Genomic DNA, 15,994 nt, shown 5'->3' with positions numbered 1-15,994 from the left:
CGTGCATCGGCATGGGCCTGGAATTAATGAGTCTTGCTAAAGGAAAAAACCAAGTCGTACGGCTCGAAGCGGCAGTCGTGACGCGTCAACGCCTGGGCGGCGTCGGTCGCCCGATTCAGCGAGGCGTCGTCCAGTGCCTCGACCGCCATGACGCTGTTGAAGATGCCTTCCGTGCCCGTGCGCATCGACTTTTCGCGGGTGGCGATCGAGGTGGCATCCGGCGCGACGGTCATGACCCACGTCTGCGTCACGCGATCGAGGGCCGCGATCGCGTCGAGCGCTTCCTGCGTGACCGCGGCGGGCAACCTGTCGAAGCGTGCGATCGCGAGGCGCGAACCGAAAGCGCCGGGCTGGCCCGCACGCACGATCGTCGTGCCGCCGCCGCGACGAAACTGCCCGAGGTGAGGCATGACGCTCTGGGTCCACGGCGTCGGATTGTTCAGTCGTTCGATATATCCCTCGCTCGCCATGACGGCGGCGTTCTCCAGCGTGTACACGATCACGTATTCCGACGGGGCGCTGTCGCGCCGGCGGTACGCGCGGCCCGAGAGAAAACCCGGCACCCCGACCCGTTCGAATATGTGCTCGCGCGTGAGCCAGTGCAGATAATCGGTTTCGAACGGCTCCTGAACGGTGCTCCATATTGCGAGTAGTCCGTGGGTGCTGGCGGTCATGGGGTTTTCCTCCTGGTGGCCTGATGTGCGGGTGACGAAGACGCGCCGGACGCGCATGTCGCGCTCGCGGTTCACGCCTTTACATGCGTCGCATATTATGGAAGTGACTTCCACTTTGCAAGTTGTTTCCGGGAATTGAGGGTATTCCCCGAAGCGCGCGGGAGATGCGGGCGGTCATGGAATCAATCTGTCACATGGCGCGGATATCATCGAAATTTCCGAAAAAATTCGGTGAATCGACCGAAAAAACAGATCAAACGCGCCATGACCCTGATACAGATTCGCGCCTTTCTCGCCGTCGTCCAGTACGGCGGCTTTACGGCGGCCGCCAAGGCGCTGTCGACCAGTCAGACCACGATCACCTCGCAAATCCAGGCGATCGAGCAGGAATACGCGGTGCAGCTGTTTCACCGGCGTGGCCGGCGCGTCGATCTATCGAGCGTCGGTCTGGAGTTCCTGACCATCGCGCGGCAGATGGCGAGCCTCGAAGGGGACGCGAGTTCGCTGCTGCGCGACAGCGGCGAACTCGTGCACGGCACGTTGAAGATCGGCGCGGTGGGGCCGTATCACATCATCGACATGATCGAGGCCTATCACGAGTTGCGCCCGGCGATGAACCTGTCGGTGACGCTCGGCAATTCGGAAGAGGTGCTGCGCGACCTCGACAACTACGTGTGCGACGTCGGCGTGCTGGCGGTGTGCGATGTCGGCGCGATTGCGAGCGCGCTCGAAAACGAGCACTTTTATATGCAGCCGTACGCGCGTTATCCCGTGATCGCCTGCGTGAACGCGGCGCATCCGCTCGCGCAACGCGACGAGATCGATTTGCGGGAACTGGCCGAAGTGCCGCTGCTGATGCGCGAGCAGGGCTCGACCACGCGCCGGGCGCTGGAAGACGCGCTCGACAAGATCGGCCTGAAGGCGCGCATCTCGATGGAGATCGGCAGCCGCGAAGCGCTGCGCGAATCGATTGCGCGCGGTCTCGGCGTCGGCACCATGTCGGAGTCGGAATACATTCCCGACGGGCGGCTGCACAAGGTCAGGATCAAGGGCAACCCCATCACGACGCATATTCATGTCTGCTGTCTGCGCGAACGGCAGGACACGCCGCTGGTCACCTCGTTTTTCGAAGCGGTAGGGCGTTGCCAGCCGGCCTCGTGAGACCCGGCGCGCCGGCAAAGTGTGCAGCGCTTTCCTGTAAGGCTATTCCAATTTGGAAAGAACTTCGACATACTATTTCGTACGCTTTTATCCGCTTGACCATTGAGGAGAGGATTCGTCGTGAGCGCCATCATCGAGCGGACCTTCCGCATCCTTGAAGAGCTTTCCCTTTATCCGGCCGGCCGCACGCTGTCGGAGTTGTCGGTTGCCGCGAATGCGCCGCTATCGGCCACTCATCGCCTGCTCGCCGATCTCATGGAAGAAGGCTACGTGCGCCGGGACGAGCGGCACGATGAATTCACGCTGACGATGCAGGTGGTGTCGCTCGGTCTGCGCTTTCTCAGCGCGGGCGGCATCACGGACATTGCGCAGCCCACGCTGGAGCGCCTCGCGGCGCAGAGCGGCGAACTGGTTCGCCTCGCGCTGCTGGACGAAGATCAGCTCGTCTACGTCGCCAAGGCGCAGGGCGCGACGCAAGGCCTGCGCTATGACCCGGAGATGGGCGCGCCCGTGCGTATCTGGTGCAGCGCGGCGGGCTATGCATGGCTCGCGACGAAGTCGGAAGACGATGCGATCCGCCTGCTCGGCAAGCAGGGCTTGCCCAATCCCGCCAATTTCGGGCCCGCGGCGCCGACCACGATCAAGGCTGTGCTGACTCACGTCAAGGCGGCGAAGAAACGCGGCTTCGCGATCACGACCAACGTCTTCCTGCCCGCGATGAATTCGATGGCGACCTGCGTGCGCGATCCGCGCGGCGAGATTCTCGGCACGCTCATCATCGCCGGGCCGATGACGCGGCTGACCGAGGCGCGCATGGAAGAACTGGGCGCCGCGTTGCAACTGGCCGCGGACGAGCTCGGCCGCAACAGCAGCGTGTCGCCGGTCTTCAAGCGGCAGACAGAACGGCTCGCGTCGGCCTAGCGTACGCGAGCGTGTTGCGGCTTCGCTCAGTCGATGCGCGAGGCGTCGCCGGCGAATTCCACCCGACAGCCGAAGCCGCCGTGAAATAGCGCTTCCGTTGCGTCCTCTGACGCGCCGTTCGCGGCAATCCGTGCCGCGTGCCGCTCCGCGTCGTCCTCGGGTGCGTAGCCGAGCAGGTGCACGTTGGCGTTGCTCCAGCGATTGCGCGCATTGCCGGATACCCCATATACGACCACGAAGTGATAGTCGGGCGCATCGATGCAACGTTGCGCAAGCTGCACCATGTCGCGATGGCTGATCCAGGTGGATAGATGGCGCGGCGCGGCAGGCTCGTCATCGGGGCGAAACGAGCCTATGCGCATGCACGCGACCGACAGGCCGTACTTGTCCGCATAGAGGCGCCCGAGCGCCTTGCCGAACACTTTCGACACGCCGTAGCGGCTGTCCGGACGCGGCGCGACCGTGTCGTCGATCAGGCGGTCGCGGCGGTGGAAACCGACCGCGTGATTGGAACTCGCGAACACGACGCGCTTCACGCCCGCGCGCCGGGCCGCCTCGAATACGTTGTAGCAACCGTCGATATTCATGTCGCGGATTTTTTCCCACGTGCTTTCGTCCGGGATGCCCGCGAGGTGGACGACCGTATCGATGCCGTCCATCAGCGGCAGCAGCGAGTCGAGTTCGGTGATGTCTGTCGTGACGACTTCCTCGCGGCACCGGCGGCGGCTTGCGGCGCGATGTCAGCGAGGCGCAGGCGATATCGTCCTTGCAGGCCGGCGCGCAAAACCTTGCCGATCTGAGCGGCCGAGCCCGTGATCAAAACGCGTTTCATACCGTGTCTCCGTGGGTGCGAAGTTCCGAAAATGCCGTGCGTTCTCGAGGGCGCAGGCCGGCACGGCGCGTATCGAGGCCGCGCCTCCGTGTTGCGATGTCAGTCCCGCTACGCGAGACATATTCCGTGATAGCTAGAGCGATGCGTGTATCGGGCGGCCTGTTCCTGCGCTTCCTCGATCACGATTCCGGCCTCTCTCAGCAGCGTATCGATACGCGCGAAGACGGCAAGCGCCGTCGCCTCGCTTTCATCGGCGACAAGGCATATTGTCCCGCTTGCGACAGCTTCGGCCAAATCACTTACGGGGCAGGCGTAAGCGACCGGCATCGCCTGATTGACAACGTGAACGGCGGGCGGCGTCAAGCGGTCGGCGGCGATATCGTCCTTTGCAAATGCGCCAACCGTCCGAGAATCATCGCGATCTATGGCACAAGCTGGAGAATTACCGACCGGGGCGACGAAGACACGACTAGAGGGCCAATCGCGCCTGCGGCCGCCGTCAATCACTGGATCAGTTTCACTTTAACTGAGTTGGGAAACTTCGATGGGCTGCGTTGCGTAGCGCATTTCGCGGACGGGTCGAGTGAGTACGGGACATTTGACGCAAGCAACGTTGTTCGATTCGAGCGTGCCGACAATGGAAATGCTTGCACCCGCATCAAACTATTGCCGCGCGACAGCGCGGGCGCGTCCGGGTCTGTAACAGAATCAATTCCCTCAGCAATCGCGAGGTAAGTATGTCAGAGGTTCAAGCTAATCCGTCTATTGTTCGCAGCGGGCCGTTTCAGACGAAACAAGAGCATTCGTTGCAAACCGATATTCTTAAGGACACTCGCCATGCCTTGGAAGCAGCCGGGTTCTACTTTTCCAGTTCAGCGATTAGCGACGCTAACGTCCGCACGCGTTATGATGCAGGCGTTAAAAGAATGAGTGAAATGGTTCAGGATGAAGTAAATTCCGGGCGTATGACGGTTGCAGAAGGTGCGGAGTTCTGCAACACAATGCGTAATCAGATCATGGAAGAAACCCGGAAGGTAACTTCGGCATGGGGTCTAGCCCGTGCGCAGGGCATGAAAGGCCAAGGTATCAGCTATGAGGCCATTCTGGATCGTTACGCAAATCGGCTTTTCTCAAAGCCATTTCGCAGCTTGACGAGCGAAGAAAAGGACCAGGCTTACTATGCAGCTATTGAGGCGGCAGGGCGAAGCAACGCGAAGGTCAACGCGAAGACGGCGCGGATGCGAACAGCGGGAAAGGTTGGGCTACTCGTAACGGATGCCCTTGCCGTGTGGGCCATCGCAGGAGCAGATGACAAGGTTACGGAGACGGCGCGACAGGGAACAATCCTTGAAGGCGGTATGACAGGTGCCGCATTGGCAAGTATGGCCGTTGGGTCTATATGCGGGCCGGGTGCGCCGTTTTGCGCAATCGCGGTTCTTATCATCGGCTCGACGGCAGCGGCTACGGTCACGGATATAGCGTATGACGGCTACCTGGACGAAGTGAAGGAATTTCAGGCATGGAGAATTCGATAGCTGACACTGACCGGGAAAACGTATGGCAGGTAATGTCGGAGTTTTTCGTGGACAATGAAATTGACTATGACTATTGGGCTGAAAAGATCGCGCAATTTCCGATTGAAGAATTGAAAGATATTTTTTTCAGAGAGGTTGCGCCGGTTTGCGGGCCTAATGTCCTAACGCCAGTGCCCCCCGCCTGGCTTACTTTCGATACTGAGTGGGTTGTGGATGAAATAAAACGCAATCTATCAAAGCGGGAAAGCTCCTTGATATATCGGGCGCGCTATGATGCCAACGTAATTTGCTACCGCATCCGCTGCCGTGAGTTTTGGTCCGATGTCGAGGATGCAATTATCCGAATCCGCGCAAAGCGGCATATAGCAGAAAAGCCCACGCAGCCGTAATGAGTTCGACCTCGCTTCGGCGAGGCTTTTCATCCCCGCTGCTCTTTCGCATGCTCTTGTATCCAGTCGAGCGCCGCGCGATGGGCGTCGACATAGCTCCGTGTCGGATGCGTGCCAGTTTCGATCCCGTACCGGTACGCTCGACCGATCGACGCGCGCACGCAGCGCCGGCGCGCCCGGCATGCATCGGGCACCTGAGAAGGCACCCGAGAGGGCCTATGAGAAGGCACCTGAAAGGGTCCCTGCACGCGGCGATGCCCTTCGTCATGACGAGCCTGCGAAGCCGGTGCGATGGGGCGCGCTGCTTTCGCATCGCACGGTGCTCGGCATGATGCTCGGCTTCTTCTGCATGAACTTCGTGAAGTACTTCTTCATCACGTGGTTTCCGAGCTATCTGATGGAAGCGCGCGGCTTCTCGCTCGCGCAGCTCGGCACACTCGGCATGATTCCGGCGCTGTGCGCGATTCCAGGCGGCCGGATCGGCGGAGCCACGTCCGATGCGCTGTTCCGGCGCGGCTGGAGCATGACCGCCGCGCGCAAGACCTGCCTCGTCGGCGGCATGCTGCTGTCGTCATGCATCGTGCTATGCGCCTTCGCGCAAAGCCCCTTGCTCGCGATCGTGCTCTTTTCGGTGACCTATGTGAGCCTGTCCTTCGTGTCCGCCAACGCCTGGTCGCTGCCGGGCGATGTCGCGCCCACGCCGCGCCATGTCGCGACGATCAGCGCGATTCAGAACACGGCTTCGAACGTCGCGGGGATTCTCACCTCGACGTTCACCGGCGTGATGCTGACGCTCACCCACGGCTCGTTCCTGATTCCGCTCGTAACGGCGGGCGCCTTCTGCGTGATTGGCGCCGGTGCGTATCTGTTCGTTGTCGGCCCGGTCGAACCGATGACGATGAAATCATCGGATGACGAGGGCGTGGCGCTGAAGGTGACCTGAAGCGGCAGAGCCCGCCTGCCGACGGGCAACGCGGCTAATGTGGGCAAAGGCGTGGTCGAAGGCGGGCAATCTGCGCAAGGCGAGCGAGTCCGGCGCGATGGCTCAGTCATGACGCCGCAACTGCAGCGCATAAGTGAAGCGGTCAGCCGGCAACACGCTGACGGTGGCCTCGAAAACGATGCCATGCTCGTCGATATAGTGGCGCGTGATCTCCAGCGCATGCTCGTCGGCCGTCGCGCCGAGCTGCTTCGCCACGCGCGCCGGAACGCCGATCGCGCGAATTTCCTGGCGCACCTCGCGCACCACGCGGCCGAAGCGCTGCTCGACCATTTCGCAGATCAGTCCCGAGCTTTTGCGTAGCTCGCGCCGGATGCCCGCGCCGAGCGCCGGTTCGAGATAGACGTCGGTCCAGCAGATCGGCCGGTCCGGTTTGGTCGGATCGACGCGCAGCATTTCCGTGCGCAGCCAGCGCGAGCCGGTGGCGACACCGAGCTGCGCCGCGAGCGACGGGCTCGCCGAAATCTCCATCACCGACTGGACATGGCGCTCGGTGACGACCGCGAACTGCACCAGATCCTCGACGCTCGAGAGCGACTGCTCGAACGCCACGCGCGGCTTGCTCGCCTCGACGCGAATGCCCGCGCGCTTGCGGCGCGAAATCAGCCCGAGTTCCTGCACGCGTTCCAGCGCCGAACGCACGGTCGCGCGGCTCACGCCATATTGCGCCGACAGATCGAGTTCGCTCGGCAGCGCGGAGCCCACTTCGAACGTGCCATCTCCGATAGCCTGAATGAGTTGCTCGGCCAGTTCGGCATATCGCGGTTTCATCTGAATCTTCCTTCTTCCTCTTTGCTTTCCTTGGGCCGCGTGCATGGCGCGGCGGGCTAATGCTAGCCGCGCGCGCCGGCGTTGCCAAGCGGGGCACCGGCGGCGCGAACCCCGTCGGTTCGCGTAAACCCCTGGTTGACCCGTCCAGCATGTCTCAATATAGTCCGTACATATTCATAAAGTACGGACATATTAAGCGGCTGTCCAGACCTTGGAAAGCCGTCGTGACAGGAGATGGGCATGGCTGTGCATGGCGAGAGTGCGAATCACCCTAACTTAGAGGCTAAGCCGCCGCAGGCGCGCCGCAAGACGCCGTTCTATGCGCGGCTCGGCGTGCAGATCGTGGTCGGTATCGTGGCGGGCATCGCGCTCGGCTTTATCGCGCCGAAGCTCGCGGTGGACATGAAGGTGCTCGGCGACATCTTCCTGCGGCTCATCAAGATGATCGTCGCGCCGCTGGTGTTTCTGAACGTCGTGCTCGGCATCGCGGCGGCCGGCGATCTGAAGAACGTGGGGCGCATCGGCCTGCGCGCGCTGATCTACTTCGAGATCGTGTCGACCGTCGCGCTCGCCATCAGCATGGTGGTGGCCAATCTGTCGGGCGTGGGCCTCGGCATGCATCTCACGCAGAGCAGCGAAGCCGCCGCCGCGGTGCATGCGCAATACGGCAAGGCCGGGCCGATGTCGCTCGAACACTTCCTGCTCACGCTGTTTCCCGACAACTTCGTCGGCGCGTTCGCGAACGGTTCGCTGCTGCAGGTGCTGGTGATCTCGATCGGCTTCGGCGCCGCGCTGCTGATGCTGAACAAGGACTCGCGCGAAAGCGTCGAAGGCGGTTTGTCGCGCATGTCGGAGTGCTTCTTCAAGTTCGTCGACGTCATCATGAAGTTCGCGCCGCTCGGCGCATTCGGCTCGATCGCGTTTGCGATCGGCAGCAGCGGCATGAATGCGGTGATCGAGCTGGGCTATCTGCTCGTCGTGATGTATCTGACGCTGGCCTTCGTCGTGGTGGTGGTGTTCGGCGTCATCCTGCGGATTTACGGCTTCAATATCTTTCGCTATCTGCGTTACTTCAAGGACGAGATCTTCCTGCTGTTCGCGACGGCCTCGTCGGAAAGCGCGATGCCGCGTCTGTTCGAAAAGCTCGAACGGCTCGGCTGCTCGCGCCAGTCGACGGGTCTCGTGCTGCCCACGGGCTACGCGTTCAATCTCGACGGCACCTCGGTGTATATGTCGCTGTGCGTGATGTTCATCGCGAATGCGTACGGCGTGCATCTCGATCTGCATCAGCAGCTCGGCCTGCTCGTGCTGATGCTCGTCACGTCGAAGGGCGCCGCGACGGTGTCGGGCGGCACCTTCATCGTCTTCGCGGCGACCGTCACCGCGTCGGGCATCCTGCCCGTCGAAGGCTTGCCGATCCTGTTCGGCATCAACCGCTTCACCTCGCAGGCGGTGTCGATCTGCAACGCGATGGGCAATAGCGTCGCCACGCTCGTGATCGCGAAGTCCACCGGCGAGTTCGACGAGAGCAAGGCGCGCGGCGAATATCAGCGCGTGTTCGGCGTCGCGCCCGGCAAGGTCATCTGAATTCGGAATCTCAAAGGAAAAATGATGCGTATTACGTCCGTCAGGGAAATTTCAGTTCCGCTCGAAGGCAATGTCGCGAACGCGCTCGTGAGTTTCGCGGAGCACGATGTGTCGCTGGTCGCGCTCGAAACCGATGTGGTGCGCAACGGCAAGCCGGTGATCGGCTATGCGTTCGATTCGATCGGCCGCTTCGCGCAGGGCGGCATCCTGCGCGAGCGCATGATTCCGCGCCTCGAAGCCGCCGCACCCGAGACGCTGCTCGACGCGAGCGGCGAGCTGTTCGATCCGGAAGCGGTGCTGAAGACCGTGCTGCGCAACGAAAAGCCGGGCGGTCATGGCGACCGCGCGGCGGCGGCGGGCGCCCTCGAACTCGCCGTATGGGACCTGAACGCGAAGCTGCGCGACGAGCCGGCCTATGTGACGATCGCGCGCCATTACGGCCGCGCGGGCAAGCGCGAAGGCGTGAACGTGTACGCGGCGGGCGGCTACTACTACCCGGACGATAGCGTGCAGCGTCTCGCCGACGAGTTCAGCGGCTATCGCGCGATGGGCTTCGATGCCTTCAAGATGAAGATCGGCGGCGCGGACCTGAAGACCGATCTCGCCCGTATCGAAGCGGCGCTGACGGTCGCGGGCGAAGGCCAGCGTCTGGCCGTCGACGCGAACGGCCGCTTCGATCTGGAGACGGCGCTCGCCTACGCGAAAGCCATCGCGCCGTATGACTTGCGCTGGTACGAAGAGATCGGCGATCCGCTCGACTTCGATCTGAACCGGCAGGTTGCGCAGGCCTACGCGGGACGTATCGCGACCGGCGAGAATCTTTTCTCCGTGCCGGACGTGAAGAATCTCGCGCTGTTCGGCGGCATGCGTCCGGGCAAGGACATCTTCCAGATGGACGCGGGGCTCGCGTACGGCCTCACCGAATACGCGCGCATGATCGAGCTGATCGAGCGTCACGGCTTCGACCGGGCGCAGGCGTATCCGCATGGCGGCCATCTGATCAACCTGCATATCGCCGTCGGCCTGGAGTTGGGCGGCTGCGAGGCGTACCCGGGCGTGTTCCAGCCGTTCGGCGGTTATCCGGCCGGCTGCGGCATCGGCGGCGGGCTGGTGCGCCCGACCGACGCGGCGGGCTTCGGCCTCGAAGAGAAGGACGGTCTGCGCCCGTGGCTGGCGCGTCTTTCGAAGTAAAGCGCGAAGTCAATCGCGCAGTAAAGCGCTCAGTAAATCGCGAACTCAATAAAGGCATTCAAGGAGCCCGTCATGGCAACGACTGTTTTCGATTCGGCATTGTTCCGCGACATGTTCGGCACGCCCGAGATGCGCGAAGTGTTCTCCGACGAGGCGTATCTGCGCCGCTGCATCGACGCGGAAACCGCGCTGGCCCGCGCGCAGGCGAAGGCCGGCCTGATTCCCGGCGACGCCGCGAGCGACATCACGGCGAAGGCCGATTTCGGCAAGCTGGACCTCGAGAAGCTGCGCCATGAAACCGAGATCGTCGGTTATCCGATCCTGCCGCTCGTCAAGCAGGTGAGCGAGATGTGCGGCGAGGCGGGGCGTTATCTGCACTGGGGCGCGACGACCCAGGACATCATGGACACCGCGACGATGCTGCAATGCGCGCGCGGCGTCGCGCTGATCGAAAAGCAGCTCGACGAAGTGCGTGAGGCGTTGCGCGAACTCGCGCTCAAACATGCCGACACGGTGACGGCGGGCCGCACGCATCTTCAGCACGCGCTGCCGGTCACGTTCGGGTTTCGCGCGGCGGTCTGGCTGTCGGCGCTCAATCGTCATGCCGAGCGTCTTCAGCAGATGAAAGCGCGCGCGTTGATGGTCGAGTTCGGCGGCGCGGCGGGCACGCTCGCGTCGCTCGGCGACCCCGAGCGCGCGCTCGATACGCGGCGGCTTTTTGCCGAGGAACTGGGGCTGCGCGATCCCGAGATCACCTGGCACGTCGCGCGCGACGGACTGTACGAACTCGTCTCGGTGCTCGCGGGCATCGGCGGCTCGCTCGGCAAGATCGCGCTCGACGTGATGATGATGGCGGCCTCGGAATTCGGCGAAGTCGCGGAGCCGTTCGTGCCTGGCCGCGGCGCCAGTTCGACGATGCCGCAAAAGCGCAATCCGATTTCGAGCGAGCTGATGTTCGCGGCGGCGAAGATGCTGCGCGAGCGCGCGGCGCTGATGCTGGACGGCACGATGCACGATTTCGAGCGCGCCACCGGGCCGTGGCATCTCGAATGGAGCGCGGTGCCGGAGAGCTTCCTGCTCGCGGCGAGCGCGCTGTTCCAGGCGAATTTCATGCTGCGCGGCTTGCAGGTCGACAGCGCGCGCATGCGGCGCAATCTGGACCTGACGGGCGGTTTGATCGTCGCGGAAGCGGTCATGATGGGGCTCGCGCCTGCCATCGGGCGTCAGCATGCGCACGACGTGGTGTACGACGCGTGTCGCGTTGCGATCGAAAATGGCCGCACGCTGTACGACGTACTCAAGGACAACGAATCGATCCGCGAGCGCTTCGACGACGCGAAGCTGAAGGCGTTGACGGACCCGACCAACTATCTCGGCGCGGCGGCGCTGATGGCGCGCTCGGTCGCGGCGCGAGCCTAGATCGACCCGCCTGCATGGCCGGCGTGCCCGCGCGGCACATGCGGCACATGCGGCACATGCGGCACATGCGGCACATGCGGCTATATATCGAGCCCGTATTCGCCCGCATGTTCCGCGATCAGATCGCGCAAGACCCGCGCGAAGCTTCGCGCGGCCGGCGACATGTTGCGGTCCGAGCGGGACAGCAGGCAGACGTTGCGTCTCGCCTTCGGATCGTCGATCGACAGGAAGCGCACGCCGCCCACGCCGCCGATGCGCGTCAGGCTCGGCAGCACGGTGATGCCGATGCCTTCCCGCACGATCGACAAAAGCGACATCACACTGCGCGCATGCATGATCTGATGCTCGTTGATCGAGAGAAACGCGGGCGTATCGATACCGTCGCAAATCCCGTTGCCGACGAACGAGCGGTCGCGCAATGCGTCCCACGGGATCGGTCCGTCTATCTTGCAGAGCGGGTCGTCCTCGCGCACGACGAGCGATAGCGGCTCGGAAAACAGCAGCTGGACGTCGATGTCCGGCAAGCGGCGCGAACTCGCAATACCCCAATCGATGACTTCACGGCTCACGGCCTCGGCAATCGCCTGAGAGTCGAGGTCGCGCACGCGCACGACCGCGGCATCTTTCTCGGCGCGGAAAATCTGCAAGGCGCGCGGCAGGAACGTCAGCGAAATGGACGGCAGCACCGCAATCTCGATGCTGCCCGCGCCATTGTGAATAAAAGAACTGATCGAACGATCCACGCGCCTGTTGTGCTCCAGAAGATCGCGCGCGCGATCCACCACGAACTCCCCGAAGCGCGTCAAGCGCGTCTTGCGCTCGCCCTCGAACAGCGCACCGCCGATTTCGTCTTCGAGCTGCTTGAGCGTCATCGACACCGCCGACGGCGTGCGGTGAATCCGCTCCGCCGCCGCGCGAATGCCGCCGGTTTCGGCCACCGCCACCAGGACACGGTACTGCATCAGATTCGGCACGTTCGTCTCCGTTTCAGAAAACCTGAACAAAAGTATAGTTTATTAGAATTGACTGAAACAAATTGATGCCGTCTTATAGATGTCACGGAAACATTTTTTGGTGAGAAGAGTGGATATCAAACCTAACTTCATAGCTGGCGAATGGCAAAGTGCCACGGACTTCATCGAGAACCTGAACCCGTCGGACACGAACGACGTGATTGGCCGTTACGCCCAGGCCAGCGCGGCACAACTCGATGCCGCGCTCGATAGTGCGCGTGAGGCGCAGCGGGTGTGGGCCGCGACCGGACTCGAGGCGCGCGCCAACGTGCTGGACGCGGTCGGCCGCGAACTGATGGCGCGCTCGGGCGAACTGGGCGAGCTGCTCTCGCGGGAAGAAGGCAAGCCGCGCGCCGAAGGCGTGGGCGAGGTGTATCGCGCCGGCCAGTTCTTTACCTGGTTCGCCGGCGAAGTGCTGCGCCAGCCGGGCGATGCGGTCGCGTCGGTGCGCGCGGGCGTCGACGTCGACGTGCGCCGCGAGCCGATCGGCGTCGTCGCCGTGGTGTCGCCGTGGAATTTCCCGATCGCGACGGCGAGCTGGAAGATCGCTCCCGCGCTGGCCTTCGGCAATGCGGTCGTGTGGAAGCCGGCGAATCTCACGCCGGCGAGCGCGGTCGCGCTGACCGAGATCATCGCGCGTCAGGCGATTCCGAAGGGGCTCATGAGCCTCGTGATGGGCAGCGGCCGCCAGGTCGGCCAGCGGCTCGTCGAAGACCCGCGCGTGGCGGCGGTTACCTTCACCGGCTCGCTCGAAGTCGGGCGCGGCGTGGCGGCGGCGGCCGTGCGTAACCTGACGCGCGTGCAGATGGAAATGGGCTCGAAGAACGCGCTCGTCGTGATGGACGACGCCGATCTGGACCTCGCCGTGTCGCTCGCGGTGAACGGCGCGTTCGGCGGCACCGGGCAGAAGTGCACGGCCTCGTCGCGGCTCGTCGTGCACAACCGCGTGCATGACGCGTTCGTCGAAAAGCTGGTCGCGCGCACGCTCGAACTGAAGGTCGGGCATGCGCTGCAAGCGGGCACGCAGATCGGCCCGGTGGTCAGCGAGCAGCAGCTCGAAGCGAATCTGGCCTACGTCGAACTGGCCGCGCAGGAAGGCGCGACGCGGCTGTGCGGCGGCACGCGCGTCGAACGCGAGACGCCCGGCTACTACATGGAGCCGGCCGTGTTCGCGCGTACCCACAACGCGATGCGGATCAACCAGGAAGAAATGTTCGCGCCGATCACCTGCGTGATTCGCGCCGACGATTTCGACGAAGCGGTCGATATCGCGAACGACACGCCGTTCGGGCTGACGGCCGGGATCGTCACGCGTTCGCTCGCGCGCGCCTCGGCCTTTCGCGAGCGTTCGCGCTCCGGTTGCGTGATGGTCAATCTGGCGACCGCCGGCACGGACTACCACGTGCCGTTCGGCGGCACCCGGCAGTCGAGCTACGGGCCGCGCGAGCAGGGCCGCTACGCGGTCGAGTTCTATACCACCGTCAAGACTTCGTACATTCACGCTGGAGAGGCCGAATGAATCGCGCCGTCACGCCTTCGAAGAGGATCGTCATCGACGGGATGCAGTTCGCACGCTGGTCCCGCAAGGTGTTCGAGCAGATGCGCGACGGCGGCGTGTCCGCCGTGCACGTCACGGTTGCCTATCACGAGAACTTTCGCGACACCGTCGATCTGCTGGTCGAATGGAACCGCCGCTTCCATGTGCACGGCGACCTGATCGGCTTCGCGGGTTCGGGCACCGAGATGGACGCGGTGATCGACAGCGGCCGCACGGCGATTCTGTTCGGGCTGCAGAATCCGTCGCCGATCGAAGCCAATATCGGCCTCGTCGAGGTGTTGCATCGGCTCGGTATCCGCTTCATGCAGCTCGCGTACAACAACCAGTCGCTGCTGTGCACGGGCTGGACCGAGCGCAACGACAGCGGGCTCACCAACATGGGGCGCGAGGTCGTGCGCGAGATGAACCGGCTCGGCATGATCGTCGATATGTCGCATGCGGCCGAGCGCTCGATGCTCGACGCGATCGAGTATTCGGCGCGCCCGGTCGTCGTGAGCCACGGCAATCCCTACACCTGGCGCAATACGCAGCGCAACGTATCGGACGCGGTGCTCGACGCGCTCGGACAATCCGGCGGCCTGCTCGGGCTGTCGCTGTACCCCGGCCACATGATCCACGGCTCGCAGACCACGCTCGACGAATTCGCGCGGATGGTGGCCGGACTCGCGGAGCGCATCGGCGTCGAGCATATCGGCATCGGCTCCGATCTGTGCCAGGAGCAGCCGCCGCGCGTGCTCGGCTGGATGCGCGAGGGACGCTGGAAGCATCCCGAACCCGACGACGGCATCGCGGCGGGCTTCCCGCCGCAACCCGAGTGGTTCCGCTCGAATCTCGATTTCGGGCTGGTGAGCGGCGGCCTGGAGCGTGTCGGTTTCAGCGCCGCGGAAATCGACGGCATCCTCGGCCTGAACTGGCATCGCTTTCTGCATCAGGCATTGAGCGAGGGCGGTCCCGCGCCGAGCGGTGGTGACGACGACGTATCGCCGTTCGGCGATGCCAACGGAGCATGAGCATGACGACGGGGATCGCACTGCCGGTGGCCGAGATCGAATCTATCGCGCGGCGCGCGCTGCTGAACGCGGGCGCCTCGCAGGACCAGGCGAGCGCGCTGGCGGTGTCGGTGGCCGCCGCCGAGGCGGACGGCATCGCCTCGCACGGCCTCGCTTACCTGCCGGTCTACTGCGAGCACTTGCGCTGCGGCAAGGTCAACCCGGCCGCCGTGCCCACCGTGCAGGCGCACGGCAGCGTGGTGCGGGTCGACGCGGACGCCGGCTTCGCGCATCCGGCAATCGGGCTCGGCTTTGCCCAACTGGTGCCGCTTGCAAAGCAGCTCGGCGCCGCCGTGATGGCGGTGGCGAACTCGTACAACTGCGGCGTGCTCGCCTATCACACGGAAACGCTTGCGCGGCAAGGCGTGGTGGCGCTCGGCTTTACCAACGCGCCCGCGTCGATCGCGCCGTGGGGCAGCGCGACGCCCGTGCTCGGCACCAATCCGTGGTCGCTGGCGGTGCCCGACGGCGAGGGCGGCGTGCATTTCGTGATCGACCAGAGTTCGTCGACGGTCGCCAAGAGCGAGGTGGTTCGCCACCGGCGCGACAAGCGGCCCTTGCCGGACGGCTGGGCGCTCGATCGCGAAGGCCGTCCCACCAATAGCGCGGACGCCGCGCTCGACGGCGGCTCGATGGCGCCGGCCGGCGGCTACAAGGGCGTCAGCAATGCGCTGATGGTCGAGATGTTTGCCGCGTGCCTCGCCGGTGCGACGCCCGGGATTGCCGCGTCGCCGTTCTCGGGCCCGGTGGGCGGGCCGCCGCGCACGGGACAGTTCTTTATCGCGCTCGATCCGGCGGCCACCTCGGGTGGCACGTTCGATGCGAGGCTGAAGGTCGTGATGGAAGCGTTCGCGTCGGCCGCGGGCGCGCGCCTGCCGGGCAGCCGCCGGCGCG

At 64.1% G+C, this 15,994-nt stretch carries 15 protein-coding genes and 1 pseudogene; 12 read left to right on the top strand and 4 right to left on the bottom strand.

Annotated elements, in window-relative coordinates; all coding sequences use genetic code 11:
* Window positions 1-23: 23 nt before the first annotated feature.
* Complete coding sequence (locus GXB81_RS22255) at window positions 24-674, bottom strand: DUF4286 family protein (RefSeq protein WP_167039893.1); 651 nt, start codon at window positions 672-674, stop codon at window positions 24-26.
* 264 nt (window positions 675-938) lie between these two features.
* Here GXB81_RS22255 and GXB81_RS22250 point away from each other — a divergent pair, with 264 nt between their 5' ends.
* Together GXB81_RS22250 and GXB81_RS22245 are read left to right on the top strand one after the other, a co-directional pair.
* Window positions 939-1,835 carry a LysR substrate-binding domain-containing protein gene (locus GXB81_RS22250; RefSeq protein WP_167039894.1) on the top strand — a complete coding sequence of 299 codons (897 nt, stop codon included), beginning with the start codon at window positions 939-941 and terminating at the stop codon, window positions 1,833-1,835.
* Window positions 1,836-1,955: 120 nt separating this feature from the next.
* The gene (locus GXB81_RS22245; RefSeq protein WP_167039895.1) at window positions 1,956-2,756 is read left to right on the top strand and encodes an IclR family transcriptional regulator; all 801 of its coding nucleotides are present in this window, start codon (window positions 1,956-1,958) and stop codon (window positions 2,754-2,756) included.
* A 26-nt stretch (window positions 2,757-2,782) separates the two neighbouring features.
* Here GXB81_RS22245 and GXB81_RS22240 read toward each other — a convergent pair whose 3' ends face one another.
* On the bottom strand, window positions 2,783-3,418 hold the full coding sequence (locus tag GXB81_RS22240) for an NAD(P)-dependent oxidoreductase (RefSeq protein WP_346777813.1): 636 nt from the start codon (window positions 3,416-3,418) through the stop codon (window positions 2,783-2,785).
* Window positions 3,419-3,729: 311 nt separating this feature from the next.
* On the opposite strand from GXB81_RS22240, the gene GXB81_RS22235 reads away from it, so the two are divergent.
* The 4 genes and pseudogenes from GXB81_RS22235 to GXB81_RS22220 form a co-directional block, all read left to right on the top strand.
* Window positions 3,730-4,323, top strand: a complete 594-nt coding sequence (locus tag GXB81_RS22235; RefSeq protein ID WP_167039896.1) for a hypothetical protein — start codon at window positions 3,730-3,732, stop codon at window positions 4,321-4,323.
* A gap of 2 nt (window positions 4,324-4,325) precedes the next feature.
* Window positions 4,326-5,123, top strand: a complete 798-nt coding sequence (locus GXB81_RS22230) for a hypothetical protein (RefSeq protein WP_205990333.1) — start codon at window positions 4,326-4,328, stop codon at window positions 5,121-5,123.
* Window positions 5,108-5,512 carry a hypothetical protein gene (locus GXB81_RS22225; protein WP_205990332.1) on the top strand — a complete coding sequence of 135 codons (405 nt, stop codon included), beginning with the start codon at window positions 5,108-5,110 and terminating at the stop codon, window positions 5,510-5,512. Before GXB81_RS22230 ends, GXB81_RS22225 begins: the two co-directional genes overlap by 16 nt.
* Before the next feature lie 181 nt (window positions 5,513-5,693).
* Window positions 5,694-6,455 (top strand): annotated as a pseudogene (locus GXB81_RS22220) (MFS transporter); the annotation flags it as partial.
* 102 nt (window positions 6,456-6,557) lie between these two features.
* Here GXB81_RS22220 and GXB81_RS22215 read toward each other — a convergent pair.
* Window positions 6,558-7,283, bottom strand: a complete 726-nt coding sequence (locus tag GXB81_RS22215) for a GntR family transcriptional regulator (RefSeq protein WP_167039900.1) — start codon at window positions 7,281-7,283, stop codon at window positions 6,558-6,560.
* Between the two features lie 240 nt (window positions 7,284-7,523).
* Here GXB81_RS22215 and GXB81_RS22210 point away from each other — a divergent pair, with 240 nt between their 5' ends.
* The 3 genes from GXB81_RS22210 to GXB81_RS22200 all read left to right on the top strand — a co-directional run bounded on the left by GXB81_RS22210 (window position 7,524) and on the right by GXB81_RS22200 (window position 11,480).
* Window positions 7,524-8,870, top strand: coding sequence for a cation:dicarboxylase symporter family transporter (locus GXB81_RS22210; protein ID WP_167039901.1), 1,347 nt, complete (start codon window positions 7,524-7,526; stop codon window positions 8,868-8,870).
* A gap of 24 nt (window positions 8,871-8,894) precedes the next feature.
* Window positions 8,895-10,061 (top strand): enolase C-terminal domain-like protein, encoded by a 1,167-nt coding sequence (locus GXB81_RS22205; protein WP_167039952.1) that lies wholly within the window; start codon window positions 8,895-8,897, stop codon window positions 10,059-10,061.
* Window positions 10,062-10,133: 72 nt separating this feature from the next.
* On the top strand, window positions 10,134-11,480 hold the full coding sequence (locus tag GXB81_RS22200) for an adenylosuccinate lyase family protein (RefSeq protein ID WP_205990330.1): 1,347 nt from the start codon (window positions 10,134-10,136) through the stop codon (window positions 11,478-11,480).
* Between the two features lie 80 nt (window positions 11,481-11,560).
* On the opposite strand, the gene GXB81_RS22195 is transcribed toward GXB81_RS22200, so the two are convergent.
* The gene (locus GXB81_RS22195) at window positions 11,561-12,454 is read right to left on the bottom strand and encodes a LysR family transcriptional regulator (protein WP_167039903.1); all 894 of its coding nucleotides are present in this window, start codon (window positions 12,452-12,454) and stop codon (window positions 11,561-11,563) included.
* A 115-nt stretch (window positions 12,455-12,569) separates the two neighbouring features.
* Between GXB81_RS22195 and GXB81_RS22190 the strand changes: the two genes are divergently transcribed.
* The 3 genes from GXB81_RS22190 to GXB81_RS22180 all read left to right on the top strand — a co-directional run.
* A complete protein-coding gene (locus GXB81_RS22190; protein ID WP_345891014.1) occupies window positions 12,570-14,012 on the top strand; it encodes an aldehyde dehydrogenase family protein in 1,443 nt (480 codons plus the stop codon).
* Window positions 14,009-15,061: a membrane dipeptidase gene (locus GXB81_RS22185; protein ID WP_167285533.1), complete on the top strand. Its 1,053-nt coding sequence runs from the start codon at window positions 14,009-14,011 to the stop codon at window positions 15,059-15,061. Before GXB81_RS22190 ends, GXB81_RS22185 begins: the two co-directional genes overlap by 4 nt.
* A 2-nt stretch (window positions 15,062-15,063) precedes the next feature.
* Window positions 15,064-15,994, top strand: a 931-nt coding sequence (locus GXB81_RS22180; RefSeq protein WP_205990329.1) for an Ldh family oxidoreductase, incomplete at its 3' end; no start/stop codon positions are given.

Source organism: Paraburkholderia sp. Ac-20336, from assembly GCF_017105025.1.
GTDB lineage: Bacteria > Pseudomonadota > Gammaproteobacteria > Burkholderiales > Burkholderiaceae > Paraburkholderia.
Note: the sequence above shows the minus strand (reverse complement) of the source record. Positions and strands in the feature narration are given on the sequence as shown.

Excerpts from the sequence above, each read along its gene's own strand:
- GXB81_RS22215 (WP_167039900.1), bottom strand. The coding sequence starts at position 7,283 with ATGAAACCGCGATATGCCGAACTGGCCGAGCAACTCATTCAGGCTATC.
- GXB81_RS22205 (WP_167039952.1), top strand. The coding sequence starts at position 8,895 with ATGCGTATTACGTCCGTCAGGGAAATTTCAGTTCCGCTCGAAGGCAAT.
- GXB81_RS22250 (WP_167039894.1), top strand. The coding sequence starts at position 939 with ATGACCCTGATACAGATTCGCGCCTTTCTCGCCGTCGTCCAGTACGGC.
- GXB81_RS22185 (WP_167285533.1), top strand. The coding sequence starts at position 14,009 with ATGAATCGCGCCGTCACGCCTTCGAAGAGGATCGTCATCGACGGGATG.
- GXB81_RS22210 (WP_167039901.1), top strand. The coding sequence starts at position 7,524 with ATGGCTGTGCATGGCGAGAGTGCGAATCACCCTAACTTAGAGGCTAAG.
- GXB81_RS22200 (WP_205990330.1), top strand. The coding sequence starts at position 10,134 with ATGGCAACGACTGTTTTCGATTCGGCATTGTTCCGCGACATGTTCGGC.
- GXB81_RS22235 (WP_167039896.1), top strand. The coding sequence starts at position 3,730 with ATGCGTGTATCGGGCGGCCTGTTCCTGCGCTTCCTCGATCACGATTCC.
- GXB81_RS22255 (WP_167039893.1), bottom strand. The coding sequence starts at position 674 with ATGACCGCCAGCACCCACGGACTACTCGCAATATGGAGCACCGTTCAG.
- GXB81_RS22230 (WP_205990333.1), top strand. The coding sequence starts at position 4,326 with ATGTCAGAGGTTCAAGCTAATCCGTCTATTGTTCGCAGCGGGCCGTTT.
- GXB81_RS22225 (WP_205990332.1), top strand. The coding sequence starts at position 5,108 with ATGGAGAATTCGATAGCTGACACTGACCGGGAAAACGTATGGCAGGTA.